We start from the raw sequence: 26612 nt of genomic DNA, 5'->3' as shown, positions 1-26612 counted from the left end.
CTGCATTCCAAGAGCAACTCTTTTGAGAGTTGTGGCTTTGTTAGGTTCTTTTCCTTACGTTTAAGCTTTTTGATACCGTCTAATTTCTGATATTTATAGGAGATTCAATGACCCTTTCGTTTAGTAGCCTTGGTCTATCTGATGCCCGTGTCCGTTTTCTAGAATCCATGGGATTCACAGCGCCTACTTCAATTCAAGCAGAAGCGATCCCCCATTTGCTGGCTGGTCGTGATGTTGTAGGTCAAGCCCAAACAGGTACTGGCAAAACAGCTGCGTTTTCCTTGCCAATCCTAGAGCAGATCGATGTGATGTCCCCCGTGGTACAGGCACTCGTTCTAACTCCTACCCGCGAACTTGCGATGCAGGTTTGTCAAGCGATTCGCGATTTTAATGACGATCGCCGTCTGAAAATTGTCTCCATCTATGGAGGGCAAGCGATTGAACCCCAGATTTCTCGCCTGCAACGGGGTGCTCAAATGGTTGTAGGAACTCCAGGTCGGGTACTTGATTTGTTGAGCCGCGGTGACTTGAAATTAAACAATGTCCAGTGGTTAGTGTTGGATGAAGCCGATGAAATGCTAAATATGGGCTTTATTCAAGATGTGGAAAAAATTCTGAATCAAGCTCCTACCGAGCGTCAAACAGCGTTTTTCTCCGCCACGATGGAGCCATCGATTCGTAAATTGGTTGCCAAGTTTTTGCGATCGCCGATCACTGTCACAATCGAGCAACCTAAAGCTGCTCCTAGCCGGATTAATCAAGTTGCCTACATGGTTCCTCGCGGTTGGACAAAACCTCGTGCACTTCTGCCAATCCTAGAACTAGAAGATCCCGATACTGCTCTCATCTTCGTTCGCACCCGCAAAGCAGCGGCTGACTTAACCAGTCAGTTACAGGCAGCAGGGCACAGCGTAGATGAATATCATGGTGATTTAAGCCAATCTCAGCGTGAGCGCCTGTTGCTACGATTCCGTCAGCGTCAAGTTCGTTGGGTTGTGGCAACTGATATTGCGGCTCGTGGAATTCATGTAGATGACTTAACTCATGTGATTAACTATGATCTGCCTGATAGCGTAGAAAATTACGTCCACCGGATTGGACGCACAGGACGAGCAGGTAAGGAAGGTACTGCGGTAACCCTGGTTCATTCCATGGATCGTCGCAAGCTGAGAGATATCGAAAACCATGTTCGTCAACGCTTAGAGATTGTCTCTATTCCCACTCGTGCTCAAATTGAGGCCCGGCAGATTGAAAAGCTGCAAGATAGCCTGAAAGAAGCTTTGGCTGGCGAACGGATGGCATCTTTCTTGCCGATTGTGGCGCAACTTTCGGAAGAATATGAACCTCATGCGATCGCAGCGGCAGCGTTGCAAATGGCGTATGACCAGATCAGACCTTCTTGGATGCGTTCCTCTCAGGAAAATGGTGGGGATTACAACGATGATGACAGAAGTTCTTCACCTAAAACGAAGCCTGTCAAACGTTCTAAGCCTACTATTAATCAGCGCCAAACCGCTTCGAGTTCCAATCGCTCCTCGTCCAATGGCACCCCTCATGCCTAAGCAGTAACTTTGAATTGATTGATTAGTTCTAAGAGGCGCGAAATTTCGCGCCTCTTTTATTAGATGTTTTGTAGGGTTTACAGGCTGCTGTGCTATCAACCGATTTATTATTTTTTTATCGTCAGGTGAGTCATCAGGCTTTAACAGTAGTAGATGTGGAAACCACAGGATGTCATCCCAACTCTAGCCGCGTAATTGAAATTTCGGTTTTGCAGGCTACCTTAAAGTCGGGTATTCATCACCAACAAACTCACTTGATTAACCCACAAGTGCCAGTGCCAGAAAGCATTACTCGATTTACGGGCATTTCTCAAGACATGGTAGCTCAAGCACCCTTAGCGGAAGATGTTTGGAAAAGCTATCTGCCGTTATTAAATAGCGGTACGTTGACTGCTCATAACCTTGCGTTTGACTACGGATTCCTTCAATCAGAATTTCATCATTTAGGCATTTGTTTTACGCGCTCCAACGCTGAACAACTATGTACAGTGATTTTGGCAAGGTTGATGCTACCTGATTTGCCATCTCGCAGTTTGCCAAACTTAGTGCAGCACTTTGGCTTTCCAGTTAATACCTCTCATCGGGCAGAGGCAGACACTCTTGCGTGCTGGCTATTGACAAAACTGTTATTGACAGAAATTCAAAATGAGCCAGACGAAATATTGCTAGATCGCTTTGCTAAACAATGGTTATCGCTACGAGATGCCGCTGCAATTTTAGGGGTTTCTACTCAACAGGCTCGAGCCTCTCTTAAACTAGCCAACGTTAAACTGCGTTTAGTTGGGCAGTATCAGACTCCTCAATATCAGCGAGGAGATGTGGAGCGCCTCTTTCGAGAGAATCAAGGCTCCAATCAACTTTCTTTACTGCAAGATTTTTAGCCATAAAAAAGGCTTGGCGATCGCCAAGCCTAAAGAATCACATTGCAAGACGATCGTTTACTATCGCTGCCCTGCATCAATGATTTTTTGTCCTTCTGCGCTGGGCGTATAGCCATACCCAAAGCCGCTAGCGTTCGTGTCATCCAGAACTCGAGGGGTTAGCAGCACAATCACCTCTTGACGGGCACTCTCTTTCTCCGTGCGACGGAACAAAGCACCCAAAAGGGGAATGTCGCCCAAAATCGGAACTTTTTGAATCGAAGACTGGTCAAGATCTTGAATGATGCCCGACACGATCAGTGTTTGTCCATCTCGCAGACGAATCTGTCCTGATTGCAATCGACGCTCCGACAGGAGCGTAATCGTATTGTTGTTGTTACCAGCTAGCACTTGAGCCGTGGCATAAGGACGGGCGATTGAAGGAGCCACCGACAGCGAAATGAAGCCATTGTCGTCAATTCGGTCTACTTGAATCGGTAAAATCAAACCTGCTTTGCCTCTTTCTGCGGTGATAGTAGTGGTGGTGCTGCCTACGCCACCAGTAATTACAGAGGTGAAGTTAGTAATCACATCTTGAGTCAAGTTTACAGTCGCTGTTTGCCCTTCCTGTACGATCACTGTTGGATCGGTGAGGATCTTAGCATTGCCTGTTCTAACGGATGCCTGAAGTTGCAGCAAAAACCTGCTCACAAAGCCAACAGGATTGCCGCCTAGCAGATTGGCGACCGATGAGCCAATGTTCGTGGCATTGGACGCAAGGTCGTTAGTAAAATTAGTGCCTGATGTGCCCGGTGTAGACCTGCCAAAGTTAAGTACTGCCACGCCTGCCTGGTTGATTACCTGGGTGTCGTTGACCCCAAACGCGAAGCTGCTACCAAAGCGATTGAATGATGCCAAATTAATGTCAATCACGCGCACGTTAACTGCAACCTGACGGCGACGAATATCCAACTTAGTCAGTTGAGATATCGCAATGTTGACTAACTTTGGGCTTCCCGTTAGTGTGACTGAGTTGGTGCGTTCATCTCCCAACACTGACAACCCTCTCAAAATTGGCACCGAATCTATCAGTTGTAGCCGTTGCGACTCAATTCGAGTTTCTGTTGTAGTTTGGGTTTGGGCAATGGGTGTGGCAGTGGCGGCGGTTGAGAAGGGAACGGCGATCGCGCTAGTTACCAATCGCTCACGGCTGACGGCACTTTCTGCCCCCAAACCCACCAAAAAGTTGAGGGCTGTTGTGACTGGAACTTGGTTGAGACGCAGACTTTGCACAACCAAACTGCGGGCTGAATTGGGTAGGCGAGAGCCGACAAAAATGGTTCGTCCAATCCGATTGGCTTCTAACCCAGTGATTTGCAACACATAGTTGAAGACATTTTGAATGGGTTCGTTTTCAATATCTAAAGTGATTTTTGGCCCATCCAGTGCTGCCTGTGTAGGTGTTTGTGTCGCTTGCCCTGTAGCTGGAGGAATGGAGAACGCAAGGTTAAGTCCAGCAGACCGAGCCAAGAGAGACAGAACTTCACGAGCAGAAGCATCCCTCAGCACTAAACGAGGCACTCGTTCAGCGGTGCCCAACTCAATAAGATCAGAAACAGAAGAGGTGGATTGAGAAACGGCAATGTCACCAACTGGGGGCGGAACCGCACGAGGCAAAGGAATTGGAGCGGATGGCGGCAGAGCAATTGGTTGCCCCGGAAACTGACTCGGCTGAAGTGATGACGGACGAGAAGGAGTGATTGAAGGTGTATTGAATTGACCTGAAGGAGTGACTGACGCAGGAGGTATTTGCGCCAGCTGTGAAGTAGAAGAAAAAGGAGCCTGAGCCGCTGGAGCGGTTAAGGGCTGAACTGTTGGTAGCGGCGCTTGAAATGATGGCGCAGGCAGGGGTGGAAGCGTGGCGCGTGCTTGAGTACTGCGAAGGGAAGCATTCGAGGGTTTTGCGGCAGTAGTGATGGGCTTGGTAATGGGCTTCTTGCTAGGAGCCACCTTAGCTGCTTTGGCAGGTGTTGGAGTCAAGCTGAACAAAAGCGCTCCTTGATTGCGCGTGACTTGCCCAACAAGCGCAGATCCACTACTCATAACGGTGACCCGGACGCTATTGCGATCAATTGGGGCAACGGTAACCATAGAAATGCCAGGAGCAGGATTTGCCTGCTGAAACCGACCTCCTGGCATTTCAAGCTGCGTGTTAATCAAATCCGCAGTCCAAGTACGACCGCGATTGACTGAAAATACCTGTGGGCGATCGCCACCATTGGTCTGTAACAACAGCTTGACTCCACTTGCAGCAGGAGTTAGCTGTACAGACGTAACCTGAGCTGTAGCCAAAGCAGGCTGAGCTGCTACCGCGATCGCAGCACTGCTCAACAAACTAGTCATCAAAATTTTAGTTAATCCCTGGTCCGGTTTCACGGTTCCTCCTCACATCATAAATAAGCGCGGGACGTTACTTTGTCTGGGCAGGCTGAGTTGCTGGAGCAGCCTTTACCACTTCTTCTGGTCCTAATGGCAGCAATGCCTCTAGCTGAAACTTGGTCGTAATTTTAGGGTCGGGTTGACAAGGTGATAATCGAGTGAAATCTCCAACACCGGTATAAATCGTCGTATTTTTTGATTTGTCACCTAGGCTGGATGTCAGTTCCCGAATAACTAGTAGAGGCTGAAGTCGCTCAATACTTTGCAAAATGGCAGCCGTCTGTTCATAATTACCAGCTAACTCTACTGAAACAACTTGACGCTTCAGCTTTCCGTTTACCTGAGCACCATAAGAACTATCCGTAATCACACCCGTAAGCACCTTATTGGGCGTAAAGCCTTTCAGCTGAGCTTTGGCAGCCAGCTCACCGTACTTGTCCTCAAACTCACGAACATTTTGCTGGATGTAGGGTGGGCAAAGGGCTAGCTTTTGTGATCTTCGCCTCCCTAAATCCACATTACGAGCATCAATTTGACGATTGAGATCTAGCAAGAGCGTATCTAGCGAAGCTTCACTCGCAAATAGAGTGAGTACATCGTCTCTTTGCCGCTTGGCATCCTCCAGCTCCTTCTTGGCAACGTCGATTTCTTGTAAAAGAGCCTGCTGCTGCTGAATATCACTTTCGGTTTGTTTCACTTTGGCATCCAACTGTTGGTATCGCTCCCATTCGGGCAAGGCCAAATAGAACAGCAAAGCTCCGGCACCAATTAGACCTAGCAATGCAAGCGCAATGCCGCTGACTATCGGAGTAAAGCGTATGCCGAAGACCGTCGGATGATCCGGTCCTGCATCAAACGGTTGATCACCAGGAATAAAGTCTCCACCTGCACTCATGGCTTAACGACCCCCTTCTGGCGTAACGATTCAATTCGAGTAACTAAGCCAGTAGCTTTTTTGCTTTCTAGCTCTTGCAATAATTCCGAGGCAGGTACGTCTGTTAGCTCAGTTTGAATAACAAATGCAACTTCACCCGGCAACTTTATCTTGTCTCTATCTCCTGCTGGGCTTGCTCCGCCTACTTGAATCGCTGGGGGGGATTTCGGCTCGTTCAGCGTGGCACCAACTATTCTGGTTGTGTCGGACTTAACAAATTTTGACCTTTGCAAGATTAGTAAAAAATCGTTGACATCATTAAAGCTGGTTGCTGTACCTATGATTTGAATCATGCCACTAGGGGGCGGTGCAGGAGCTGTCGTGCCTGCAGTAGGGCTAGGCGAGGGACTTGGAGCAGCAGGGCTGGGTTTAGGTAAGGCAGAGATTTCTTGCGCGGTCAGCTCTTTAATACCGAGAATGCGAACTTTGGGCGGGGTGCGAGCGCTAATGTCCCCAAACGTTGCCGACCAGGGCTTAATAGTGTTGAATACGCTCGCAAATGCAGCAGTATCTTCCTTTGCCTGTCTAGTTTGAGTTCTGACTGAGGCTAATCTTGCTTGTTCTGTTTTAATTGCGCTAATCTCAGCGTCCAACTCTGCTTGTCGTTGGACAAGTTTCTCGTTTTGAGATTGCAGAAACAACCAGCCTCCGGCGGCAAGTCCTACCAAGCCTAATCCTGTGATACCTCCTAACCAGATGGGTCGCTTACTTTCAGGCGTACCTAAATCTCGCCGTCGGGGACTTTGAGAAGGTTCTGATCGATACTCTGGGCGATCCTTTAAAAAATTTATGTTTAGACCATACATATTACAAAACCTCCCGCAATCCTAAACCCAGCACAACACTAAGTCCTGCTCTTTCAATAGGAGGAATTTCTTCGCCTACTTCCAGATCGAGTGCTGCAATTGGATCAACTTGAGTACAAGGAAGGCTGAGCCGACTAGCAAAAAATTCATCCAGTTGTCCTATTGCCGCACCTGGACCTGCCAGCAGAAGCTGAGCGACTTCCAAGTTTTCCCCCTGATTTAAGTAAAAATCGATTGAGCGCCGTAGCTCATCTGCCAACTCACCAATGATTCGCAGCATGGCAGCCGAGCCTGGATTAGTACCGCCCATTTTTCCGGTACTGCCGATGGTATCGGATGGCACGATGGGAATGGTCATTCCCTGCAACAACTCTGTTGTGCGAGGAGCTGGCATATTCATGGCGCGGCAAAGAGCGCTTTGCATTTGGTAAGTGCCAATGGAAACCGTTCGAGAGAACTTGGGAACTCCGTCTTGAGCGATCGAAATTTCTGTACTTTCGAATTCAATATCCACGATCGCCACCGCTTCCTGAGAAGAAAATTGCCGTAACTGCTCTCGAATTGTGCGAATCAAGGCAAAACTTGCCACTTCTAAATTGTTTAGTTTTAATCCGGCTGCTTCAAAAGTGCGAATGTAAGCGTCAGTAATTTCTCTACGGGTTGCTACCAACAAAACTTGAATTTTTTCAATGCCATCATCATCAGTAAATAGACCTAACTTTTGATAATCAACGTCGGCTTCTTCGCGAGGGAAAGGTAGATATAAACCGGCCTCTTGATTTAGCACCATCTCGCGCAGTTCATTGTCATCAAGTTCAGCAGGTACTGGAATAATCCGGGTGACTGTATCGCGACCACCCATGACCGCTGTGGTTACTTGCTTTGTTTTAATCTTATGTTCTGTAAATATTGATTGTAGTAGCTCTGCCATCCCTGGAGGGTCCATAATTTGCCCCTCCTGAAACATCCCTTCAGGTACTGGAGCCGAAGCTAAAGTAGCAAGCTTAAGTGACTGCCCCTGCTTGCGTAACTGCGCTACGTTAATGCGGTCTGGGGCAAGCTCAACACCAATCCCCTTAGATTTTTTAGACAGTAAATTACTTAAGGCTTTCACTAGAATGCTGCCTGTTCAACTAAAGTTTTGGACAAAGATAATTCACAATTTGCAAATGCAACCAAAGGGATTCAAGAACTAATGTATGGTACTCAACTTTGATTGAAATGAGCACTTTAAAATTAAAAAGATGACTTACTTTAATTATAAAGATGACTTAGACGACTTGCTTCATACTCCTTTCTACTACTGATTAATCTCTGGTTGAATCTTGCAAAGAGAAATTATAGAGGCGTTCCTTAAATTTGAAGCATTGTCGAGTTAGAAATTTAGTTGCTTCTTTTATCAGCGATGTTACACACAATTTTGGGAATTGCGCACAATTTTTCACTAGAGCGTTAGCTCGATCGCCATACTGCCACAATAGCAAGGGTAGATTTTGAGTTTTGAATATGTTTCAAGCTACTCGTCGTCGCTTGGCGCTTTGGTATACAGCTGTTACGGCTGTCCTGTTGCTGCTGTTTGCCAGTGGTGTTTTTTTGTATGTTCGCACTACGCTCATTGAGCGTGTTGATGACACGCTGAACCATGTGGTAGAGGTGGTACGGCGATCGCTCGTGATTGAACAGACCGACCTTCCCACTGAAGGTGGGCGACTACGGGTCAACATTGAAGCTAGCTTTCGCAATAACGCTGCCACCGCAGAAGCTGATCGGATTGATATTGAATGGTTTAGTCCGATGGGAGAGTTGCTGTGGTCAACGCTTTCTGCACCGCTACAAGTGCCATTACGCTCTACGCCCAATGGCGAAACTGTCAGAATTACCCCAAAAAATTCACCCGATGCGATTCGTGAAACGTTAGCGAAGCTTTCCACAGATCTCCCTGCGGAAATCGACCGCCTCACACTTGCAAGCGTGTCCCAAATTTCTGAGCCACTCGTTTTGCGGCAAGTCACCCAACGTGTTGAGTTGGAGCAACAAGTGCTGGGCTATCTCCGGGTTAGCCATCCTTGGTTCGAGGTAACTAAGCCTAGCCGCGAATTCTTCTTTGATCTCGCAGTAGGAACTGGGCTAATGGTGGGCGCGGTGGGTGCGATCGGCTGGTTTTTATCCGGGTTAGCCATGCAGCCAATTCGCGAGTCTTATCAACGGCTAAAGCAATTTACAGCCGATGCTTCCCATGAATTGCGTAGCCCGATCGCAGTGATTCAGACCAATGTTCAAGTGGCGCTGGCAGATCCGGATCCTGACCCGCTCATTCAGCAACATCATTTGCAGGTTGTAGAACGATTGACCCGACGATTGGGGCGACTGGTCGATGACTTACTGTTTCTGGCACGTCAAGATAGCGGTAGCGTACAGGCACAATGGTTGACGGTTGATCTCGAATTGCTATTAGAGGAAGTGATTGAAGAACAGCAAATTTTGGCAAGTGAAAAAGAGATTGCGATCACTTTACAGCGAGTTGAACCCATTAAGGAACCAGAAGTAACAACCTCTTTAGTAGCTCCAGCCCCAGCCGAGATGACTGGGCAAGCAACGGCAATCATGACTAAACTGCCTTCAAAAAGCTGGGCAGTGGTGCAAGGCGATCGCGATCAGCTTTTTCGGCTGTTTACCAACTTGATTGGCAATGCAGTGAAATATACGCCTGCCGGTGGTGCTGTCAGTCTAAACCTTCAGCGAGTTGGACGACAGAATCATAGTTCCTTGCAAGTGACGATTACTGATACAGGCATTGGCATTCCGCCAGAGGCTTTACCCTATTTGTTTGACCGCTTTTATCGCGTTGATCCTGCCCGTAGCCAAGCCTCTGCCAAAGGTTCAGGCTTAGGATTGGCGATCGCTCAGGCGATCGTGCAAAACCATCAAGGTCAGATTCACATCACTGGCATCCCAAACCAAGGAACCACTGCCACTGTGACTTTGCCCCTACGGCAGGAAGAAGTGAAAGGATAAAAGCGTTTCGTTCGCGCAGTGTATTCATAAGCTAAGTACAGGACAAAAGTTGTAGGGATTGCACAAAGTCGGACTCATTGGACAAGGATGGATTGAGTACCAAATGGCGCAAATAATCGAACCCTAAGCGAAACAGACTTTTGGCGCGACGACCGTGTTTTTTAATCTTAATGGGCTGCCATTGATGCAACCATAACCCGGTTCGCATCGCCCAACATAAAGCTAAAGTCAACAAGGCAAACAATTTACTCAACCGTTCATCATCGGTAAAGTGCGTCGATTCCAGACAGAACCCGCGAGTTTTGAAAATACCAAACAGCGTTTCAATTCCCCAGCGCAAGGCATAGTCTTTGACCAAATCTTGCGCCTTGAGGGGAGCAATCACCACGAGTAACTCCCCATCATCAAGTCGTAGCGCTTCAACGGCAACTGGGTAGCCCCAGACTCGGCAGGTGCCTGTGAGTTGTTGGGATTGACCGGGTTGCAGATGGGCAAAGACGACTCGCGCCGCCAGCACCCTGCCATCATGCTCAATCTGGTCACTGCTGCGAATCCGTAAGCGAAAGGCGAGGGTAGGTTCGAGTAGAAGATAGCGCACCCAGGCTTGCCCAATGAACTCGCGGTCGGCACACAAGTAGTTCACTCTAGCGGTGGGGAACCGTTTGGCAAAGGTCTCCATTAACCGCATCCGCTCGTCACTGTTGGAATTCCCCCGCTTGTCCAACAGCCACCACAGTACCGGGAAGGCAACTCCTTCATGAACTATGCCCAAAGTCAAAATGTTGTACCACTGAGTGCCAAATTTCCAGGTGGTGCGATCCAGGCTCAACACCCAGTCCTCCGGAATCTGCATCCAACTCACCACGACGCTAGCCAGTTGAGCTTCGTCGAGCGCAAACCCTCGGAAAAATCGCTGCAATCGCTTGTAGCTCGATTCGGGCAATGCCCTACCACCAAAGCCTACACACAGTTCGCTCAAGTTCACTGTCTTGACTTTCAGCAAGGCTAACAAGAACAATGCCAGAAATGAAATCCTCGCTCCGTGCCAGTTCAATTGTTCTTGGAGGACTCGCTTTAATTCGCTATATTGGCTCATAGGGTTTCTCCAGAGTGTGGTAATTCTGATGAAACCCTACCCTGCTCATCCTTTCAAGCTTTTTGTCCCGTACTGAGATTCATAAGAAGTATTTTGAGTTTGCTATTCGCCAATCGCAATTCTCAATCGTCATTTTCCATATTCTTCAATACCCAGTAGGTTCACTTCTTCGTAAGCTGCAAGTTGTAGTTTTAAGGCTTGGTTGTGTTCTTCAATTTCTTTCAACTCATGCAAGCGTTCCAAAATGCGTTGGGTGAAGTTTTCAGCATCTGGTAACTGGTCGGCAATCCAAGACGTGTCGATTTCTATTTCAATCATTTTCAGCATGTGTTGATATTCCCGCACTAACCGATGATTGTTGGCAATCTGCTTATTCAGAATATCAATGGCAGTAGTTGAGCGATAAATCCGAGCTGAGTAAATCGCCTGATCAACCTGCGTCATCTTTTGCTTAAGTGCTTTTATCTGTTCAATTAATACTTGATTCGATTGACATTCATGAGTGAGTTCAGTAACTCGCTGCTCTAATTTACGTTGCTGTGATAGCAACCGCTGATCTGCAATTAGCCGCAGTCCTTCTGCTTGGGTAGGATTCAACACGGGGTTGCTAAGGTGGGCATTGTTCGTGAGTTTGAGATATGTCAGCACACCAATCGCGCTAAAGATGGAGGTAAAAAATACATTGCCACCATTCAGAAAAGACAACAGCACAAATCCAGTCACAATGGTAATCAGGGTGATGACATGCTGATTGGTGCCAGGAACCGGATTGGGTAGGACGTAGCTTTTGCCCGTAGTGTGATTGGCGATCGCAACTAATTGCTTCATCACATATCCTTGCATGGTGTAAAGCACTGACACGACATCTCCCCGATGAACAGGAATCACATCGCTCTTACCAGGCACAGAAAACTGAAGGCATTTTAGGGTGCGATCTGCAGTCGTAATTTGAAATGTGTAATGCTGTTTGTAAAAACTTGGAAGCTTAGAAGTTAGGTATAGCAAGGCTTCCGTAATAGATGAGCGCCTAGATAGCTTGCCATAGACTACTCCATATTGCTGACTACAAGATGAACAGGTTACCTGAATAGGAGGGATGCGGCGAGGCAAGTCGCTGATCGGTTTTTTACAGGAAGGGCAATATAGTGAAAGTCTCATTACCAGATTTAATCAAGGGCAGACAAGGGCAATTCCACACCACGATTGCCTTCACATGGGAAGGGGCAATCGATTGTTCCTGGATCTTAGCGAGTCTTTGCAATTCTTGGGGTTTTAATAGTCAAGGTTTGTGAGATTTAGGAAACAGATGTTAGGGGTGAAGTCGAGAAAGTTCTGCTCTCGTTTCCTTAGTGATGATTTTTTAATCAGTGGCGATAATTTGAGGAACTTTAAAGAATTCACCGTCGCGATCGGGAGCGCTCTCCAAAATGGCTTCGCGATCGCTATGGGTTTCCAACACATCTTGCCGCGTGATGTTGCTGGCATCGATCGCTCGAAAAGTTGGCTCAATGTTGGTCACATCCAGTTCGTTCAACTGCTTGAAATAATCCAAAATGCCGTTTAACTGCGTTGTGAACATTTCTTCTTCAGCAGTCGATAATTCTAATCGCGCTAGATGGGCGACTTTCCGAACTTGTTCGAGAGCAATCATAGGAATAAGGAAATTAGGGAGCAGGAATAGAAAGTGAAATTAAGTAGAGACCCTCATCTCCAACTGTTCTCCCCAAGGAGAGGAATTTAGGATAAGGACGATTTGCAACATCTACATTAGATGGAGTTTGTCTACTGCTCTAGAAAAACACGTCAACTTGTGATCGTCCTGTAATCTTCATCCAGTTTTGGGCTTCAATATAGTTGTTTGGAGCGTTGCGGATGGCGCGTTTCCAGTAGTCTGCTGCTTGATCAAACCATTCTTCCGCTTCTTCTTCGTTGCCTTCTTCTTGGGCCCGCTCACCCTTATAGTGAAAGATAACGGCAACGTTGTTCAACGTTTGGGGCATTCGAGGATTTATCTCGATCGATTGAAAGTAGTAATCTAGCGCTCGATCATGTTCGCCATTACTCGCATGAATCAGCCCAATGTTGTAGAGAATATAGCTGCGATCGTTGTCGTCTTCTTCTAATTTGAGAGCTTCATTATAGTTATCAAGCGCCTCGGCATACTCTCCGTCGGCTTGGGCTGACATTCCATCCCGATAATAGGCAAAAGCAACCTTTTCCTTTCTAGTCGCAGGTAGCAGTTTAAGAATTAGGTCTGCCATGACCGTAAAACTTTTGTCGATAAAATTGTCATTGCGTTGAGTTCTGGGCATATAGCAAAGGAGAGTAAGGTCGGCTGATCTGCTGAATCTAAAAGATGTGCGATCGCGAAATGCCTTCTAGTTTAACGTCCTCTGGGGAGCAAAGAATAGGCAAAAAGCGTTAAGAAGAGTATCAAGTATCAGGGATGAAAGGCAAAAAATTGCTTTTTTCTAGCCTCCAAACCCGTACCCCTAGAGCCTATAACGCTAATACGGTTTTCTCTCCTCCCAAGCGCCATACAGACTTTCTATACTGTAGATCACAGTCTCAAACAAAGAAGTGAAAAGATGTCCGTGACTCCAAACCCAGCCATTATGCAAGCCGTAGAGCGATTGGACTACCGCGTTACCGTAGGGGATGTGGCGGCTCAAGCTGGGTTGGAGCTAGCAGTGGCAGAGCAAGGCTTGTTAGCGCTGGCATCACAGGTTAGTGGTCATCTTCAGGTGGCTGAAACGGGCGATGTGGTGTATCTCTTTCCTCAAGAATTTCGTTCCATCTTGAGAAACAAATATTTTCGGTTTCAGCTTAAGGAATGGTGGGAGAAAATCTGGCGCGTTCTCTTTTACCTAATTCGGATTTCCTTTGGCGTTGTGCTGATTGCTTCTATTCTGCTGATTTTCCTGGCAATTTTGCTGATTACCCTGTCATTGAGTGCATCGAGTAATAACGATAATGATTCTGATAGTGGGATTGGAATGCCATCTATGGGGTTTGGTCCTGATATTTGGTGGATTTTTTACCCTGATTACTCTAGACCCCGTGCTGCTTATCGCTCTGATGCAGGTGGAGAAAAGCCCTCTCTCAATTTTTTAGAAGCAATATTTTCGTTTTTGTTTGGGGATGGCAACCCGAATGCAGATTTGGAAGATCGGCGCTGGAGGGCGATCGCAACTGTAATTCGCAACCAAAAGGGTGCTGTAGTTGCTGAGCAGTTGGCACCCTATCTAAACGATTTGGGTCAGGGCTATGCTCGTGATTACGAAGAATACATGCTGCCCGTGCTCACTCGCTTTAATGGACGACCCGAAGTTAGCCCAGAAGGAGGCTTAGTTTACCATTTTCCTGAATTGCAAACGAGCGCGATCGAGCAACGATTGCAGCCCATTGCTGCTTATTTAAGAGAGTTACCTTGGCGATTTAGTCAGGCAAGTGGTGGACAAATTGCGCTGGCGATCGGGTTAGGAGGATTGAATTTAATCGGTGCTATTGCTTTGGGTAATCTTTTAGCAGGAGGCACTGTGGCGGCACAGATGGGTGGCTTGGTTGCTTTTGTGCAGGCGATTTTCTGGGTCTTATTGGGCTATGGCTCAGCTTTCTTGACTATTCCGCTCTTACGCTATTTTTGGATTCAGTGGCGCAACCGCAAAGTAGAAAGTCGTAATCAAGCGCGTCAAAGTCGAGCAGTTTTTCTCAATGAAGCCGACCAAGATTTGCAGAAGAAGATTCTTTATGCCCAGCAGTTTGCTGCGGAAACCGTCGTTGGGGCAGATAATTTGGCATACACAACAGAACAAGATCTGATTGAACAAGAAATTAAGCAGGCAGACAAGATTGATACTGAATGGCAACGCCGTTTGGAACAAGGGTGATCGGTGTGTTATTCGCTCACTGAACACGGTAGGATACAGATGCATTAACAGAATTTAACAATGGTAGAACGTCCGATCAAAAAATCTGAGCGACTGGAAAAAGTTGCCTCAGAAGGAGAGAGCTTACCTGTTCAGCCGTCTGTACAGCGGGAAGATCGTCCTCGTCCAGTTCGTAGCGAAGATCGTGCAGATCGTGCGACTGGAGACCGTCCGACTGAAGATCGTCCCAGTAGAGATCGTCCGAGTCGTGATAAAGACCGTCCGAGTGAAGACCGTTCGAGCCGTGACAGAGACCGCGATCGCAAAGGCAAAGGTGGCGATCGTAAAGAAGAGTTCAAACCTCCTGCCAACGTGGCTTTAATGAGAGGACCAAAACCACCACGAGTCAAGTCCAAAGCTGAGATTGAAGCTGAAGAAGCTGCCGCTGCTGAAGCTGCCGCGAAAGCTGCTGCACAGGCTGAAGCTGAAGCCGCCGCAAAAATCGCCGCTGAGGAAGCTGCTGCAAAAGCGGAGGCGGAAGCCTTAGAAGCCGCGAAAGCTGCTGAGGAAGCCGCTGCAAAAGCGGAGGTAGAAGCTTTAGAAGCAGCAAAAATTGCTGAGGAAGAAGCAGCAAAAGTCGCTGAGGAAACAGAAGTCCATAAGCCTGCAATTACACCCGAAGAACCTGTTGAAGCAGTTGTATCCAAACCGGGTAAACCAGTCTTGAAAAATGTGGCTAAGCCTGCGGCAGAAGTTGTTTCTGTACCAGCAGAGCCTGTAGATGATGGGGTCATCGAACCTGTTGGAGCGGCAGAAGTTATCTCCATTCCGGAAGAGACTGTAGATGATGCAGTAATTGAACCTGTTGAAGCGGCAGAAGTTATCTCCATTCCGGAAGAGACTGTAGATGATGTAGTAATTGAGCCTGCTGAAACAGGCGATGAGATCTTATCCGAACCTGTTGCGGAGGTTCCAGAAATGGGAGGTGCCCCTGTGGAAGCAACCCACGATGCACCTGTTGAGAAGGCGAAAGAAACTGAATCTGTCGAGTCTGACAGCTAGAGTAGAACTCTTGCGTGAATCAAGAAGAGAGCGCAAGTTCAAAGTTGATGATTGCTGCAATGAGATTGAAGCGCAACCCGAAGCGCTTGCGTCGATTTCGATACCGTTCAGCGAGAATCCGAAAAATCTTGAGCTTGCGATTCACATGCTCAGCGACCACCCGCAATCGGGCTAGATTTCGGTTGTGCTGCCGCTCCGCTTTGCTCAGTTTGCTTTGACGCGGTTTTTTGGTTGGAATACAAGTAGAGGGATGTAGCTTTGCCATACCTTGATAGCCCTTATCCGCCAAACACAACTGCTCTGGTAGCATCGGCAGACGATGTAACTTGAACAGCCGAAAGTCATGGATTCTCCCTTTACCAAACGCTGTACAAATAATTTGTCCAGTGACTTGATTGACCAGCACTTGAGCTTTTAGCGTATGCCGCTTTTTCTTGCCGCTGTAGTAGCGTCGCTGTTTTTTTGGGGACGCTCAATCGGGCTTTCAGTGACATCGACCGCCCACACACTCCAGGTACTGGCATTCTGATATAGGTGCTTTTTGCCGGGTAGCCGGAACTTACCTGACTTTATTAATCGACTTTCAACCTTCTGAATCAAGCGGCACACTGCCGACTCACTCAATCCCCAAGTGGTGGCAATGTGAAACTGGGTGCGGTATTCTCGCCAGTACTCGAGTACGACTAGCAGTTGGTCTTCCACTCTTAATTTGCACTGTCCACCCCGCTTCCCTGTTCGGTCAAGCTCAGGACGCTGTACGTCCACCATCTGCGCGAAGGTTTGTGGGTGGATTCCGCAGCGGCGTTTGAATAACTCAGGCTTGAGTTGGCTCAGTTGTTTGTAGGTCATCAGCCCTCCTTGACCTATTTGTAGCCACTTCCCTCTATTCACGCAAGAGGTCTAGTCAATTAAATGGCAGCGATCGCATCAATGGCAGCTTCTAACGCGATCGAAACATGAGTCCAGTGAGTTCCTCCCTGACAAAAAACCGTGTAGGGTTCTCGCAAAGGTCCATCTGCTGAAAGCTCGGAGGTGCTGCCATCAATAAAAGTGCCGCCTGCCATGACTAATTCACTTTCATAACCGGGCATTTCTGCGGGCACCGGGTCAAGATAGGAGCCAATTGGCGACTGTTGTTGAATGGCACGACAAAAAGCAATTAGTTTATCCGGTGAACCCAATTGGACTGCTTGGATTACATCTCGGCGGGGAGCCATCGGCAAGGGGTTCACGGGGTAACCCAATTGGTCAAACACATAAGCGGTTAAATGGTTGCCCTTCATAGCTTCTCCCACCATTTGAGGAGCCAGAAAAAGTCCTTGAAACAACAGCCGATTTTGGTCGAAGGTGGCACCACCGGAACTGCCAATCCCAGGAGCTGTCAACCGACAGGCTGCCATTTCTACTAGGTCTGCTCGTCCTGCAACATAGCCACCTGCGGTCACAATGGTGCCGCCCGGATTTTTAATTAGCGAACCTGCCATGAGGTCGGCTCCAACACTCGTGGGTTCACACGACTCAATGAATTCGCCATAACAGTTATCCACAAAGCAAATCGTGTTTGGGTTCTGCTGTTTAACAATTTGAACGATTTTTTCAATATCCGCGATCGCCAAACTAGATCGCCACGAATATCCACACGATCGCTGAATCAATACCAGGCGCGTCTCTGATTTGATAGCATGGGCTAATGTTTGCCAGTCAACCTCGCCTGTTGTTGTGAGATCTAACTGGCGATAGTGAATCCCAAACTCTGCTAAGGAACCCTGCTGATGCCCCCGTAGACCAATTACTTCTTCCAACGTGTCATAAGGGGCACCAGCCACGGCGAGCATTTCGTCTCCGGGGCGAAGAACGCCATACAGCGCACAAGCGATCGCGTGCGTCCCAGACACAAACTGAACCCGTACCGCAGCAGCCTCTGCCCCCAAGGCTTGCGCGAATACTCGATCCAATACTTCCCTGCCCAAATCGCTATGCCCATACCCTGTCACCCCAGAAAAGTGGTGAGCGCCGACTCGGTGCTGACGAAAGGCTACTAGCAAGCGTTTCAAGTTTTTCTTGACCTGTGTGTCAATACCAGAAAAAATCAGGGATAGTGCTTGTTCTGCTTCCTTTAAAAGAGTTGGACTGTTCATTTTCCGCTTGCTTCTCCAAAATAATTCTCAACGCCTTGTGCTGCGGTAGCTAATCTACCAATCTCCGCGGCAAGACCTTTAGAACGAGCATCTAGCTTTGCGCCAATTTGGCATTGTACTTCTCATTGGGACGAATGCATGACTGTTGCAACTTCAAATAAGCCACTTAAATTAGATTTACCAGTAGTTTTATTCATGGTGATCGTGCATGGTGGTGCTCTCTTTGCCCTGTTACCAAGTAACTTTAGCTGGGCAGCCGTAGGAGTCGCGGTTTTCCTCCATTGGGTTACTGGCGGCTTAGGAATTACCCTGGGTTTTCATCGCCTCGTTACCCATCGCAGCTTTCAAACGCCAAAATTGATTGAATATTTCCTGGTTTTATGTGGCACCTTATCCTGCCAGGGCGGTGTGACTGAATGGGTGGGAATGCACCGTTTTCATCATCTCCATTCAGATCAAGACCAAGATCCTCATGACTCGAAGCGGGGCTTTTGGTGGAGCCACATGGGCTGGATGCTGTTTGATATTCCGATGCGTGATCAAGTGCCTCGGTTTACGAAAGACATCAACGATGACCCGGTTTATCAGTTTTTTAACAAGTACTTCATCCCGCTTCAGATTGCATTGGCAGTGGTACTATATGCGATTGGTGGGTGGCCATTCGTAGTATGGGGCGTGTTTGTTCGGTTGATCGCGGTGTTTCACTGCACTTGGTTGGTGAATAGCGCGACTCATATGTTTGGCTATCAAAGCCATGAATCCAATGACAACTCCCGCAATTGCTGGTGGGTTGCTCTGCTAACGTACGGTGAAGGTTGGCACAACAACCATCATGCCTATCAACACTCGGCTCGCCACGGCTTACAGTGGTGGGAAATTGATATGACCTGGATGACTATTCAACTTTTGCAGTCGCTAGGGTTGGCAAGCAAGGTTAAATTGGCAGGGAAAGATTAACTCTTTTGCAATCACGTCAGTAGACAGACCGAATCAGATAATGTAGATGGCGCGAACCGCCTTCTCCCAAAATCCCTCTTCTTAAGAAGAGGGATTTTGAATATCAATCTCTTCTTAGGAAGAAGTGTTGGGGATGAAGATTCTTGACCAATGTAGGACTCAGAATTGTCCTGTTCCTTGAATAATGTGCTTCACCGTCGTGAGCGTCTCTACACTGATAGGACCCCGACGGTGTCCTTTTTGGTTAGACATGCCCAGAAAAATAGAATCCCCTCGTTTGGGATTGCGAGAAAATCGGGGGGACGCATTGATGTATGTGGAGGCGCTGTTGATGCCCAGAGCAAATTGACGGCTTTCCTGATAGGACTCGGTGACTAAACAATCGGCATGTCCGCTGCTGTTTAAGTTAATCCAGGCGATCGCGTCATCCAAACTGGCAACGAGCTTAAAGGCAATCACCTTCGCTAGGTAAGCCTGCTGCCATTCTCCCTCTTCTGCTAACCGCAAATCAGGAAATTCGGCTGACAGGATGCCATCTCCACGCAACTCAAACCCTTTTTCTCGCAGACTATCCCACAACATCAGCAGCGAAGAGGGATTTTGGCTGGGGTGAATGAGTATTTTCTCAATCGCATTCACGGGATCAGGTTCGCTCTGGTGACTGTCTAAAATCATCCAGCGAACCGCTTCTAAACTGCCGGAAGGCGACCAATATAAGTAACAGTTGCCCATGGCAGATTTTAAGACAGGAGCCGTTGCCTGTCGTACAATCTGCTGCACTAAGCTCGGACGACCGTAGGGAATAATCAAATTCAAGTACTGATCTTGGACAATTAAATCTCTTACTAGGGTGCTGTGGTCGGATGCTACTGCTTGAAGACACCCTTCTGGTAAGCCTACTTTCTCAATCGCTGACCAAAGCGCCTGGGCGATCGCCGCATTGGAATGGCTAGCCTCTCCACTTCCCTTCAAAACCAAACTATTGCCCGTTTTGATGCACAAACCTGCCGCTACTGCTGCCAACTCTGGGAACGCTTCGTAGATCATGGCAATGACACCCAAGGGCATCAATTGGGAGTAGGTTTGGCAGTGATCAATTTGGTACGCCGCGTCCATAACACGCCCAATTGGATCGGGTAGCTCGCTCAGACGCTTGAGGAGTTGAATAGCAGTTTGCAGCCGTTCAGGGGTCAGTTTTAGCCATTCTAAAATCAGGTCAGGCACCGCCATTTCTCGACTGGCTTCTAGATCTAAAGTGTTGGCTTCAAGAATGTCATTTTGCGCCTGCTTTAGGGCCTCTGCCATGGCGTAAACTGCCTGACTACGCAGAACCCCTCTAGTGGTAGATAGATGAATAGAAGCCCGATGTGCAGCTTGCACAGCAGCGATCGGATCAGAAGTGAGACCAAGAAAATCCGTTGTCATTGGGTTACCGTCTATATGCCAGTAAGACCATCAAGGCTGGAAGGAGCGCCAGCAGAATAATGCCAATCACCAGAACAGCACTATGCGAGGTCGGTTTGGCATTCAGTGCCAGCGGTAGCCAAATCACTAGCATGATAAAGACGATGCCCAGCGCGATCGGCAAGTAGCTATCTCTAAAATTAGGGTTGGCTACGTTCCACTGATGCCCATTCCATCGCCATGCTTTTTTGTAGGGATAACTGCTGGCTAGTTGCTCCAACACCTGTCCACTTTCATCAACTACAAAAATTTGTTGGCAACGATTGCACCCAAAAGCTTCTGTCAAAGCGATCGGAGTAAGATGCCCTCTACGCCGACAAGGACAAGGATATTCTTGGTTGAAATCAATCTTCTGGAATTTTTGCGGTTGCACAGGCAGCACCAGGACTGAAATTGCTAGTTTCTTTAGCTAAGAATGGCTACCCATCCGTTTGAGTAAGTTTGGATAATCAAGTATTTTTATTCATTAAGCAAGATTTGAAATTTGCTTTAGTTTACTTGTAAACACAAGGCTTACCAATTGTTGGAATTTTACCACTCTAGCTTTGAAGTCGTCAGTGCTTAAATAAAACGCGATCGCTGCCAGTATGGTAAAAAGAAAGGCTCTCAGGAGCCTCTCTTAGAAGAACTATGCGTTTAGAAGCGGGTGACGCGATTCGAACGCGCGACATCAACCTTGGCAAGGTTGCGCTCTACCACTGAGCCACACCCGCATAATTCGGACGATCATTAGATTCGCATTTTACAATGCATTCTGTCAACCCTAATCTTACACTTTCTAATTTCTCTCATGGACATTATTCGTCTCACAGGCATTCGTGGTTATGGTTATGTCGGCGCGCTGCCAGAAGAACAGGTTTTGGGACAGTGGTTTGAGGTCAATGTAACGCTCATGCTAGATTTGAAAACCGCAGGGCAAAGCGACCGCTTAGAGGACACTCTTAACTACTGCTCAGTGGTTGAGACGGTACAACACTTGATTCAAACTTCCAAGTTTGCTCTCCTGGAAAAACTGGCAAGCGCGATCGCCGATGCCATATTGCAGGCGAACCCTGCCGGAATTCCCATTCATCAGGTCACCATTGCGCTGACCAAACTGACCCCACCCATCCCAAACTTCAGCGGTCAGGTGACGATTGAAATTACGCGCAAGCCTTAAGCCTTTATGGGGAGCAATGAACTAAATTTAAAAACAGGAAAATGCTGACAAACAATGAGCTAGGGAGTTTGGATGGTTTGAGCGATCGCGGCGGCTACTTCTTTACTCTTCCAATAGCTGCCATGGGCATCACCCCCATTGATTAATGGCAGCATCGTTTGACTAAAAAGTTTCATCAAAGAGTTGCCAGGAACCACAATATCCTCAATTCGCACAGTGTTCTGCGCACCTTCTAGCAAGATGGGTAGAACGCCTGCTAATGGATATGCGATCGGATCACCGGGATGAGCATAGTTACGCCAGGGTAAGGGGTTGCCGTCTCGTCTCCCATAAAGCGTCTCCAGCAATTCTTTCAGTTTTGGCGTGAGGTTAAAACTGCGACCACCGGCGGCATTAATTAGGCTGAACAGAGAAATCGGCGATCCCATCGTGTGGATACTGGCAACTGGAATGCCGAACTCTTCGTTTTCTTGAGAGCCCAACCCAAAAAAGCCAGCACGAATATTGTCAATATTTTGTCGAGTTTCGAGGTCTACCTCAGCGGCATCCCAACGGGGTGCAAACAGAATATCAAATAAGATGACGGTGCCCCAGCTATGAGTCACCAGATGCAGGCGATCGCCCCGCAATTTACTACTATCTGGCGGCGATTGTAGCTCACCTAAAGTCAGCCCCATTTGTTGCAGGGCTTGAGTACTAATTTGCCGCACCACTTTAGCGCTCACATGGCGGCTGAGGTACAGAGCCGCATCACCGACAAAGGGCAAAATCTGCTGGGTTCGCAGTTTTTGAAACCAAAAATCAGACCACTTCGGTGAAGCCTTCAACCCTTCTAGCAGTAGTTTAGTGGCTTCTTCACTGACGTTTCCCCAGAACAGGTAAATGGGCTTCAAATTTCTAGATGGGTTTTTAACGGAGGCTTGAATGCGATCAAATAGATACTGAGCATCTCGGCGAAAGCCTGGTTCGCTGTGGGTATTTACTCCATGAATAAATAGCACGTAGTCTGTTGGCATTTTAGAAGCCTCTAATTTCAGTTCATTTCTGGGGAGATGATTCTAAAATTAGGATACGAGCGATCGCGCTTTGACTACGATAAACTTTCGCAACGCGATCGCTTTTTAAGCAGTTTGGCCTGCCCAAATCTTTTCTAATACCGTGGTGGGGTCAATATCTGACATTTTGCCGCTGAGGGATTTGATTCCCATGAAGCGATCGCTTGGGGGCAGCAAAAATTTTGGTTCTGTCGGTCCAAATACCGCCATCATATAAGTTTTCACAGCAACAGCTAAGTGCATGGGGGCACTATCGGTACAGAGCATCAGGCTAGCCCCCGCAATCATAGCGGTGAGTTTGCCAACGTCGGTCGGTATAGTGACTTTTAGGTTGAGATTCGCCCGCACTAATGTTTGGACAAATTCTTCGTCATCTGGACCTTGCACAACGACGATTGGTAGCTCGGGCTGTCTCTGGACGAAATCCTGGATAATTCCCTGCCAATTTTCTACTGGATAAATCTTGTCAATTCCTTTTTCTTTAGCAAGTTGGCTAGAACCACCGTGAATGAGTACATAGCCACCGTTGCCAATGCCCAATCGTTGACGTTCGTTATCGGCCCAGTCTAAATCGCCTGCTGGCACATTTACCGCCAAGTCAGGGCATGGGGTCGTAATGCTTAAGCCCTTAAGCAAATCGTGATACATGGCAGCGGCATATTGGTTTTTATTCAGCGGTACTGGGTTCGTCAAAAACCGATTTCCGCCCCCAGAATATCCCACACGGACGGGAACGCCCGTTAACCACAGTAAAAAACCCACTGTCCATTTTTGACCCAGTGCCAACGCGATTTTATATTCGCGATCGCGCAGGGTGCCCAATAAATTACCATAGTCTGCTAGGCTATTTCGTCCCTTAAAGTCAAACGGGATTACGGAATGGATAGACTTGCTAACCCGGTACGCAGCAGCGGCTCGCGGTTCAACCACTACATCAATTTCCGCATCAGGATAGTTCTGCTTCAGGTCATCCAGGGTTGGAAAAAATAGAATTTGATCGCCAATTCCACCAGGAACCAAGGCTATGATTCGCATAATTCTTTACGCTAAATTCGCTCTTATTCTAAGGGTTAACCGCTAAAGGATAAACCATTTATTCTCTACATTTACCTTTTGCTTTCTCTCTACTTTCCCGCCCCTCTGCTCCAAAGTGTACTGATTGGCGATAATAGAAAGAATTTGTCTCGCGGAGGTGCAGTATGTACCTACTTATTCCAGCCGCAGGATCGGGTCGCCGGATGGGGAGCGATCGCAATAAGCTCCTGTTACCCGTTTTTGGTAAGCCGTTAATTGCCTGGACGCTGCTTGCCGCTAAAGCTTCTCGCTCAATTCGGTGGATTGGCGTGGTGGGTCAACCCGATGATTTTCCTGACTTTAAAGACATCATCAATGGAGTTGGTATGAGCAAAATGGTGCATCTGATTCCTGGTGGCACCACTCGGCAAGAATCCGTTTTTTGTGGATTGCAAGGCTTGCCTGCGGTTGCTGAACGAGTGCTGATTCACGATGGTGCGCGTTGTTTGGTCACGCCTGCTTTATTCGATCGCTGCGCCGAGGAGCTACTCACCTGCGCAGGGTTAATTGCGGCGATTCCTGTGAAAGATACCATCAAAATTGTGGAGCCGACTAAAAAACTCATTACTGGCACCCCCGATCGCCGTAACCTGTGGGCAGCCCAAACCCCTCAAGGCTTTCAGGTTGAGGTGTTAACCCGCTGTCATCGAGAGGGGGCAGAGAAAGGATGGCAGGTGACGGACGATGCCATGCTGTATGAGCAATGCGGTTTGCCGGTCAAAATTGTGCCCGGTGAGGAGACAAACTTGAAAGTGACCACGATAATGGATTTGGCGATCGCCGAGTTCATTTTGCGGCAGCGGTCAAAAGAAGGAGCTTAATAGCTCCAAGTACCCCGTTCTTGAAGCAGCAATTTTTTCCCTTGATACACTTGCAGTGTGCCATCTTCTCTTACAAAGTAGCGGTAATTTCTATTTTGAAATTGATAGCCCAAAAAACGGCAGGGAGTAATTCCATCCTGGCAGGTGGTATGTAGAGTTTTACCAACCAGCCGGATGGATTGACCCGTTTTCAAGTCTCTCCCAAAATATCCAACATTGTTGCAGACAACAACGCCTTCAGGGCAATTTCTAGTAATTTTGACGTTAAAGCTTTTGGTTTTTAATGTCTCTGCCCAAGCATCTACCGTCGCCAGCAGGAGAATGGTTGTGGTCGCTACAGCACCGACGACCAAACGCGCTTCTAGCCCTTTCTTCAAAGAATTAATCATAGTGTTTCGAGCCATATTGCAACTTTTACTTCTATTTTTTAGCATCACCGGACTATTTTTAAGCATTTGGATTATCACAACAGCCCCCGCCTTTCCGCTTTATCCCTTATCAGTGGGTGCGCCAGAACTAAGTCCGGGTTTGCTGTTGGTCAATGGAGCGATCGCCCTACTGGCACTATTGATTTGGCACTATCAACACAAATGGCTGGCGCTGGTGATTTTAGGCATGAGTGTGGTGGCGGCGTTACTAAGCACCTTACCACTGCTGCAACTACCTGCCACCAATCAACGGTTTGCCGCAGAAATGGCGCGATCGCTAGGCGTTCAGCCGCAGACGATTCAACTGGCCAACGGGCGATTGCAGCCTTTTTCATGGCAGACCTTTTTTACAGGAATTCCGCTTTCTCCGGTGCGCTACGATGCCGACATTCAATTCGCTGCCCCCGATGGAATGCCCTTAAAGCTTGATTTGTATCGTCCCGTTCAAGCAGGGCAACACCCGACAGTGGTGATGATTCATGGAGGCGCATGGCAACGGGGCGGTTCTCGCGACAATGCTTCGGTCAGCCGCTACTTAGCAGGACAGGGCTATACCGTAGCCGCGATCACTTATCGGTTTGCACCCCGCTATCCCTTTCCCGCCCAGATCGAAGATGTGCGATCGGCGCTGGAGTTTATTCGCCAAAATGCCGCCAAATTCGAGATTGATCTAAATCGAATGGCAGTCATGGGGCGATCGGCGGGGGCACATTTAGCAATGCTGGCAGCGTATCCTACTAAGCCGCCGTCTAATGAGCCATCTTTTCGCGCTGTGGTGAATTATTACGGTCCTGTGGATTTGACCAAAGGCTACTTTGATCCCCCTAATCCCGACCCAATCGATTCTAAGAAAACGTTAAAAGCATTTTTGGGCGGAACTCCTGACCAGTTTCCTGCTCTCTATCAAACGGCTTCCCCGATTAATTTCGTCCGTCCCAAGCTCCCGCCAACGCTGCTGATTTACGGTGGACGCGATCACATTGTGCAGGCAAAATTTGGACGATACCTATCTGAAAAATTGCGAACAGCCGACAACATCGTTACCTTTCTCGAAATTCCTTGGGCAGAACATGCCTTTGATGCTGTGCCCAATGGAATTAGCAATCAAATAGCGCTGTATTACACCGAGCGCTTTTTGGCATGGGCGATGAGAAATTAACAAGTGGCGATTGACAACCCGCGATCGCTAAACTTGGGCTTCTTCCAAAATTTCGTCATGCAGAGAGGTGCGGAAGAAGAACATACAGCCGCCATGGGTTTCGGGTGCGTGGGTACTGCTGGGAACTGAGCGAATGTAATCTCCACTGCCGTACACCTTATTTCCCATGATCAAGTCGCCTTGCAGCATGAAAATTTCTTCTACATCAGCGTGATAATGCAAGGGATAGCGGACTCCAGGTTCTGCCCGAAACAGCCCAACCGCTTCACGTTTGACCAAATCGATGTGCAGCCGTGCAATAGTTACCCCAGGAACTTTGTACCGTTCCCATTTAATCGCTTGGTGACGAACTTCACTGCGGTTAATCAGCGAGGTGGCGCTGCGTTCGAGCAATCGGGCAACCAGACTTGGAAACGCTGATGCAGATTCTTGAACCGACTGAACTGGGGGAAGGGTGCGCCCAATTCGCTGAAAAAGGCGGTCTTTCAGGTTGGCAGGCAGTTGAACCTGATGAATACCGTAGGGAATAGCAGCCACGATCGCTTCGATTTCTGCCAATTCTGTTGCTAGATCTTGATCGGCGACAATTTGGGTTTCGACCCAAGCGAGATCGCCCTCATTCAGCAATCCAAGGGCATACAGCGGAGCCAATTCACAAAAACAGCGGTGTTCATCCATTACACATCACTACCAAACAGTAGGTATATACGTATT

At 47.9% G+C, this 26612-nt stretch carries 25 protein-coding genes and 1 tRNA gene; 9 read left to right on the top strand and 17 right to left on the bottom strand.

The features are described 5' to 3' along the window. Positions 1-107 precede the first annotated feature (107 nt). A complete protein-coding gene (locus tag JOY44_RS12285; protein ID WP_171574039.1) occupies positions 108-1562 on the top strand; it encodes a DEAD/DEAH box helicase in 1455 nt (484 codons plus the stop codon). A gap of 89 nt (positions 1563-1651) precedes the next feature. Next, the gene (locus JOY44_RS12280) at positions 1652-2443 is read left to right on the top strand and encodes a PolC-type DNA polymerase III (protein WP_171574038.1); all 792 of its coding nucleotides are present in this window, start codon (positions 1652-1654) and stop codon (positions 2441-2443) included. Between the two features lie 60 nt (positions 2444-2503). Here the strand turns inward: JOY44_RS12280 and JOY44_RS12275 are convergent, their stop codons facing one another. The 4 genes from JOY44_RS12275 to pilM all read right to left on the bottom strand — a co-directional run bounded on the left by JOY44_RS12275 (position 2504) and on the right by pilM (position 7715). Further along, entirely contained in the window at positions 2504-4825 is a 2322-nt protein-coding gene (locus JOY44_RS12275; protein WP_171574037.1) for a type IV pilus secretin family protein, read from the bottom strand. Positions 4826-4892: 67 nt separating this feature from the next. Then, positions 4893-5756, bottom strand: a complete 864-nt coding sequence (locus JOY44_RS12270; RefSeq protein WP_171574036.1) for a pilus assembly protein PilO — start codon at positions 5754-5756, stop codon at positions 4893-4895. After that, complete coding sequence (locus JOY44_RS12265) at positions 5753-6601, bottom strand: PilN domain-containing protein (protein WP_171574035.1); 849 nt, start codon at positions 6599-6601, stop codon at positions 5753-5755. The genes JOY44_RS12270 and JOY44_RS12265 overlap by 4 nt, the downstream gene beginning before the upstream one ends. Position 6602: 1 nt before the next feature. Beyond that, a complete protein-coding gene (gene pilM / locus JOY44_RS12260) occupies positions 6603-7715 on the bottom strand; it encodes a type IV pilus assembly protein PilM (RefSeq protein ID WP_171574034.1) in 1113 nt (370 codons plus the stop codon). A gap of 392 nt (positions 7716-8107) precedes the next feature. Between pilM and JOY44_RS12255 the strand changes: the two genes are divergently transcribed. Beyond that, on the top strand, positions 8108-9616 hold the full coding sequence (locus tag JOY44_RS12255) for a sensor histidine kinase (RefSeq protein WP_171574033.1): 1509 nt from the start codon (positions 8108-8110) through the stop codon (positions 9614-9616). A gap of 31 nt (positions 9617-9647) precedes the next feature. On the opposite strand, the gene JOY44_RS12250 is transcribed toward JOY44_RS12255, so the two are convergent. From JOY44_RS12250 to JOY44_RS12235, 4 genes are all read right to left on the bottom strand, one after another. After that, positions 9648-10712, bottom strand: a complete 1065-nt coding sequence (locus JOY44_RS12250) for an IS4 family transposase (protein WP_171573521.1) — start codon at positions 10710-10712, stop codon at positions 9648-9650. A gap of 129 nt (positions 10713-10841) precedes the next feature. Beyond that, complete coding sequence (locus JOY44_RS12245) at positions 10842-11870, bottom strand: hypothetical protein (RefSeq protein ID WP_171574032.1); 1029 nt, start codon at positions 11868-11870, stop codon at positions 10842-10844. A gap of 202 nt (positions 11871-12072) precedes the next feature. Continuing rightward, complete coding sequence (gene gatC / locus JOY44_RS12240) at positions 12073-12363, bottom strand: Asp-tRNA(Asn)/Glu-tRNA(Gln) amidotransferase subunit GatC (RefSeq protein ID WP_171574031.1); 291 nt, start codon at positions 12361-12363, stop codon at positions 12073-12075. Positions 12364-12502: 139 nt separating this feature from the next. Next, positions 12503-13024, bottom strand: coding sequence for a photosystem I assembly protein Ycf3 (locus JOY44_RS12235; protein ID WP_171574030.1), 522 nt, complete (start codon positions 13022-13024; stop codon positions 12503-12505). 276 nt (positions 13025-13300) lie between these two features. On the opposite strand from JOY44_RS12235, the gene JOY44_RS12230 reads away from it, so the two are divergent. After that, entirely contained in the window at positions 13301-14602 is a 1302-nt protein-coding gene (locus tag JOY44_RS12230) for a hypothetical protein (RefSeq protein WP_197985234.1), read from the top strand. A 60-nt stretch (positions 14603-14662) separates the two neighbouring features. Then, positions 14663-15643: a hypothetical protein gene (locus JOY44_RS12225; RefSeq protein ID WP_171574029.1), complete on the top strand. Its 981-nt coding sequence runs from the start codon at positions 14663-14665 to the stop codon at positions 15641-15643. 19 nt (positions 15644-15662) lie between these two features. On the opposite strand, the gene JOY44_RS12220 is transcribed toward JOY44_RS12225, so the two are convergent. Then, a protein-coding gene (locus JOY44_RS12220) for an IS5 family transposase (RefSeq protein ID WP_415881109.1) occupies positions 15663-16492 on the bottom strand; the annotation gives its coding sequence in 2 pieces (ribosomal slippage) (positions 15663-16102 and positions 16102-16492; 831 coding nt in all). Between the two features lie 59 nt (positions 16493-16551). After that, positions 16552-17781: an aminotransferase class I/II-fold pyridoxal phosphate-dependent enzyme gene (locus JOY44_RS12215; RefSeq protein ID WP_171574028.1), complete on the bottom strand. Its 1230-nt coding sequence runs from the start codon at positions 17779-17781 to the stop codon at positions 16552-16554. Between the two features lie 138 nt (positions 17782-17919). On the opposite strand from JOY44_RS12215, the gene JOY44_RS12210 reads away from it, so the two are divergent. Next, a complete protein-coding gene (locus JOY44_RS12210) occupies positions 17920-18738 on the top strand; it encodes an acyl-CoA desaturase (protein ID WP_171574027.1) in 819 nt (272 codons plus the stop codon). 159 nt (positions 18739-18897) lie between these two features. Here JOY44_RS12210 and JOY44_RS12205 read toward each other — a convergent pair whose 3' ends face one another. The 3 genes from JOY44_RS12205 to JOY44_RS12195 all read right to left on the bottom strand — a co-directional run bounded on the left by JOY44_RS12205 (position 18898) and on the right by JOY44_RS12195 (position 20915). Further along, positions 18898-20163: a glutamate-5-semialdehyde dehydrogenase gene (locus JOY44_RS12205; RefSeq protein ID WP_171574026.1), complete on the bottom strand. Its 1266-nt coding sequence runs from the start codon at positions 20161-20163 to the stop codon at positions 18898-18900. Positions 20164-20167: 4 nt separating this feature from the next. Then, positions 20168-20488 carry a hypothetical protein gene (locus tag JOY44_RS12200; RefSeq protein ID WP_245404922.1) on the bottom strand — a complete coding sequence of 107 codons (321 nt, stop codon included), beginning with the start codon at positions 20486-20488 and terminating at the stop codon, positions 20168-20170. Positions 20489-20843: 355 nt separating this feature from the next. Continuing rightward, positions 20844-20915, bottom strand: a tRNA-Gly gene (locus JOY44_RS12195). Positions 20916-20992: 77 nt separating this feature from the next. On the opposite strand from JOY44_RS12195, the gene folB reads away from it, so the two are divergent. Further along, positions 20993-21361, top strand: coding sequence for a dihydroneopterin aldolase (folB, locus tag JOY44_RS12190; RefSeq protein WP_171574025.1), 369 nt, complete (start codon positions 20993-20995; stop codon positions 21359-21361). Positions 21362-21420: 59 nt separating this feature from the next. On the opposite strand, the gene JOY44_RS12185 is transcribed toward folB, so the two are convergent. After that, positions 21421-22377, bottom strand: a complete 957-nt coding sequence (locus tag JOY44_RS12185; protein WP_171574024.1) for a hypothetical protein — start codon at positions 22375-22377, stop codon at positions 21421-21423. 105 nt (positions 22378-22482) lie between these two features. Further along, positions 22483-23451 (bottom strand): glycosyltransferase family 9 protein, encoded by a 969-nt coding sequence (locus JOY44_RS12180; RefSeq protein WP_171574023.1) that lies wholly within the window; start codon positions 23449-23451, stop codon positions 22483-22485. A gap of 164 nt (positions 23452-23615) precedes the next feature. Here JOY44_RS12180 and ispD point away from each other — a divergent pair, with 164 nt between their 5' ends. After that, on the top strand, positions 23616-24311 hold the full coding sequence (gene ispD / locus JOY44_RS12175) for a 2-C-methyl-D-erythritol 4-phosphate cytidylyltransferase (RefSeq protein ID WP_171574022.1): 696 nt from the start codon (positions 23616-23618) through the stop codon (positions 24309-24311). Here the strand turns inward: ispD and JOY44_RS12170 are convergent. Continuing rightward, on the bottom strand, positions 24308-24700 hold the full coding sequence (locus tag JOY44_RS12170; RefSeq protein WP_171574021.1) for a hypothetical protein: 393 nt from the start codon (positions 24698-24700) through the stop codon (positions 24308-24310). The two genes, ispD and JOY44_RS12170, sit on opposite strands and share 4 nt — an antisense overlap. Before the next feature lie 16 nt (positions 24701-24716). On the opposite strand from JOY44_RS12170, the gene JOY44_RS12165 reads away from it, so the two are divergent. Then, positions 24717-25898 carry an alpha/beta hydrolase gene (locus JOY44_RS12165; RefSeq protein WP_242541775.1) on the top strand — a complete coding sequence of 394 codons (1182 nt, stop codon included), beginning with the start codon at positions 24717-24719 and terminating at the stop codon, positions 25896-25898. A gap of 27 nt (positions 25899-25925) precedes the next feature. Here JOY44_RS12165 and JOY44_RS12160 read toward each other — a convergent pair whose 3' ends face one another. Further along, entirely contained in the window at positions 25926-26576 is a 651-nt protein-coding gene (locus JOY44_RS12160) for a cupin domain-containing protein (RefSeq protein ID WP_171574019.1), read from the bottom strand. Positions 26577-26612: the final 36 nt, after the last annotated feature.

It is taken from the genome of Leptolyngbya sp. Cla-17 (genome assembly GCF_016807185.1).
Taxonomy (GTDB): Bacteria; Cyanobacteriota; Cyanobacteriia; order Leptolyngbyales; family Leptolyngbyaceae; genus ULC077BIN1.
This window is presented reverse-complemented; position numbering and strand designations above follow the sequence as displayed.

Bases quoted from the DNA above. Each gene is read 5' to 3' on its own strand.
- JOY44_RS12285 (WP_171574039.1), top strand. From the start codon at position 108: ATGACCCTTTCGTTTAGTAGCCTTGGTCTATCTGATGCCCGTGTCCGT.
- JOY44_RS12275 (WP_171574037.1), bottom strand. From the start codon at position 4,825: ATGACTAGTTTGTTGAGCAGTGCTGCGATCGCGGTAGCAGCTCAGCCT.
- JOY44_RS12270 (WP_171574036.1), bottom strand. From the start codon at position 5,756: ATGAGTGCAGGTGGAGACTTTATTCCTGGTGATCAACCGTTTGATGCA.
- JOY44_RS12265 (WP_171574035.1), bottom strand. From the start codon at position 6,601: ATGTATGGTCTAAACATAAATTTTTTAAAGGATCGCCCAGAGTATCGA.
- JOY44_RS12255 (WP_171574033.1), top strand. From the start codon at position 8,108: ATGTTTCAAGCTACTCGTCGTCGCTTGGCGCTTTGGTATACAGCTGTT.
- JOY44_RS12250 (WP_171573521.1), bottom strand. From the start codon at position 10,712: ATGAGCCAATATAGCGAATTAAAGCGAGTCCTCCAAGAACAATTGAAC.
- JOY44_RS12245 (WP_171574032.1), bottom strand. From the start codon at position 11,870: ATGAGACTTTCACTATATTGCCCTTCCTGTAAAAAACCGATCAGCGAC.
- gatC (WP_171574031.1), bottom strand. From the start codon at position 12,363: ATGATTGCTCTCGAACAAGTTCGGAAAGTCGCCCATCTAGCGCGATTA.
- JOY44_RS12235 (WP_171574030.1), bottom strand. From the start codon at position 13,024: ATGCCCAGAACTCAACGCAATGACAATTTTATCGACAAAAGTTTTACG.
- JOY44_RS12230 (WP_197985234.1), top strand. From the start codon at position 13,301: ATGTCCGTGACTCCAAACCCAGCCATTATGCAAGCCGTAGAGCGATTG.
- JOY44_RS12225 (WP_171574029.1), top strand. From the start codon at position 14,663: ATGGTAGAACGTCCGATCAAAAAATCTGAGCGACTGGAAAAAGTTGCC.
- JOY44_RS12215 (WP_171574028.1), bottom strand. From the start codon at position 17,781: ATGAACAGTCCAACTCTTTTAAAGGAAGCAGAACAAGCACTATCCCTG.
- JOY44_RS12210 (WP_171574027.1), top strand. From the start codon at position 17,920: ATGACTGTTGCAACTTCAAATAAGCCACTTAAATTAGATTTACCAGTA.
- JOY44_RS12205 (WP_171574026.1), bottom strand. From the start codon at position 20,163: ATGACAACGGATTTTCTTGGTCTCACTTCTGATCCGATCGCTGCTGTG.
- folB (WP_171574025.1), top strand. From the start codon at position 20,993: ATGGACATTATTCGTCTCACAGGCATTCGTGGTTATGGTTATGTCGGC.
- JOY44_RS12185 (WP_171574024.1), bottom strand. From the start codon at position 22,377: ATGCCAACAGACTACGTGCTATTTATTCATGGAGTAAATACCCACAGC.
- JOY44_RS12180 (WP_171574023.1), bottom strand. From the start codon at position 23,451: ATGCGAATCATAGCCTTGGTTCCTGGTGGAATTGGCGATCAAATTCTA.
- ispD (WP_171574022.1), top strand. From the start codon at position 23,616: ATGTACCTACTTATTCCAGCCGCAGGATCGGGTCGCCGGATGGGGAGC.
- JOY44_RS12170 (WP_171574021.1), bottom strand. From the start codon at position 24,700: ATGATTAATTCTTTGAAGAAAGGGCTAGAAGCGCGTTTGGTCGTCGGT.
- JOY44_RS12160 (WP_171574019.1), bottom strand. From the start codon at position 26,576: ATGGATGAACACCGCTGTTTTTGTGAATTGGCTCCGCTGTATGCCCTT.